General features: G+C 46.1%; 2 protein-coding genes. Both read left to right on the plus strand.

Annotated elements, in window-relative coordinates; all coding sequences use genetic code 11:
• Positions 1 to 611: OmpA family protein (locus R7P72_RS24095; RefSeq protein ID WP_318110839.1), on the plus strand; the 611-nt coding region annotated here is incomplete at its 5' end.
• 204 nt (positions 612 to 815) lie between these two features.
• Positions 816 to 1,569, plus strand: a 754-nt coding sequence (locus R7P72_RS24100; RefSeq protein WP_318110840.1) for a LysR substrate-binding domain-containing protein, incomplete at its 3' end; no start/stop codon positions are given.

Here is a 1,569-nt window from a genome sequence, read left to right on the forward strand (position 1 = left end):
CTGGTGATGAGAAAGACTTCGTTCCAACTGGCTCTCTTGGTGCAGAGTACAAAATCAACTACAACTGGAGCCTACGTGCTGAATACCAACGTTACCAAGACATGTCTGACGACATCATTGATGACATGGATTCTGACTTCTTCGGTATCGGCTTCAACTACAAGTTTGGTTCTGAGCCAGTAGTTCAAGAAGAAGCAGTTGAAGAAGTGGTAGAAACACGTCCATCTACTCGTATCGTTGAGCACGTGTACCCAGCTCAAACAGCAACAGTACAATTCGGCCTAGAAAGCGCAGAAGTGAAAGATGCATCAGCACTTTCTGGTACAGTTGATCTAATGAACACTTACCCACAAGCTAAAGTTGAGATCACTGGTTACAGTGACACAACGGGTTCTGCTCAGTACAACCAACAGCTAACTGAAAAACGTGCTAAAGCGGTTGCTAATGAATTCGAAGCGAAAGGTATCGCTGCTGACCGTATGACAGTCAAAGGCATGGGTGAAGCAAACCCAGTTGCTAGCAACGAAACTCGTCAAGGTCGCGAAGCGAACCGTCGTGTGGAAGTAGTTGTTCCTGCGTTTGAATACCAAACGACTGAACAAGCTCAATAATTTGTTGCTATAGCCAACAAAGCAAAAAGCCAGCGTTTATCGCTGGCTTTTTTGATCTTGTCTTCAACCTTATGCTTGGATGGAACCGAGACGGTTGTTGGGCTGTATATTGAAATGACGGCGGCGGCGTGCGCTTTGCTTGTTGTTCATCATTCTGTCATCACAGATTCATAATATCGATGCTCCGTTTAGTAGGAGAGCATGATGCAAAACCTCCCACCACTTAATGCCCTGAAAGCCTTTGAAGCAACAGCCCGTTTGCGAAGCTTTACAAAAGCTGCAAAAGAGCTAAATGTCACTCGCGCGGCGGTCAGTCAGCAAGTTAAATCGTTGGAACTTCAGTTAAACGCGATACTTTTTGAGCGCAATGGTGCGCAGCTTTTATTAACACAAGTTGCCCAAGCCTACTTGCCTGTTGTTAGCCAGACTTTGCAGATGCTATCTGTCGCAACTCAACACCTTTTTGCTCGCCAGAAAAATACTCAACTGACGCTTCATGTTGCTCACAGCTTTTGTTCTCAATGGTTAATGCCGCGCTTGGCCGATTTTCATCGTCAGCACCCTGATGTCGTGGTAAAAATTTCAACGACCGCCAACACGGTACCGAATGCTAGCGCCATTGCGGATGTGGAGATCATCAACGGTTATGGAGATTGGCAATCAGAGCAGGCTGTTCAACTTACCCAAGAAAACTGGATAGTAGTGGCGAGCCCTGGTTTTTTAAATCTTAATTCGGTCATTCATCTTACCGATATCGCGCTAGCGCCAAAACTGTGCACGGGCGGATACCATGAATCGTGGCAAGCTTGGCTGCGTTTTCAGGGCTATAAAGGCAAAGTGAGTAAACCTATCGCCGAGTTTGAACATTCCTTACTAGCCATTCAAGCGGCGGTGAATCAGTTAGGCATACTGCTTGTAAGGGACTTTTTAGTGGAGGATGAGCTACAACAAGGACTTT

The organism is Vibrio sp. Vb0888, from assembly GCF_033338835.1.
Classification (GTDB): Bacteria; Pseudomonadota; Gammaproteobacteria; order Enterobacterales; family Vibrionaceae; genus Vibrio; species Vibrio alginolyticus.